This window comes from Arthrobacter sp. AK01 (assembly GCF_021109375.1).
Taxonomy (GTDB): domain Bacteria; phylum Actinomycetota; class Actinomycetes; order Actinomycetales; family Micrococcaceae; genus Arthrobacter.
This window is the reverse complement of the sequence record NZ_JAJOHP010000164.1, coordinates 1-294: the sequence shown is the minus strand read 5'-3', so window position 1 is coordinate 294 and position 294 is coordinate 1. Positions and strand designations below refer to the sequence as shown.

At 66.0% G+C, this 294-nt stretch carries 1 pseudogene; it reads left to right on the top strand.

Annotated elements, in window-relative coordinates:
* Positions 1 to 294: pseudogene (locus LN996_RS23570) on the top strand (HNH endonuclease); the annotation flags it as partial.

Genomic DNA, 294 nt, shown 5'->3' with positions numbered 1-294 from the left:
CGCCACGGACTCCACCACCTCGAAATCTTCGCCACCGACGAACAAATCGAAACCCTCACCACCACCATGAACGCCGCCACCAACCCACGACTCACCAACAGCAACAGCACCGCCAGAACCAACACCGATACCGGGCACAGCCCAGACAACGGCACAGGCACAGGCACCGGCCCGGACCTGGATCGCCGCTCCCGGGCACAGAAACTCCTCGACGGCCTCACCGGCGCCTGCAGCGTCGCGATGAGCGCCGGGAAACTGCCCTCCAACGGCGGACTCCGCCCCCAACTCACCGTC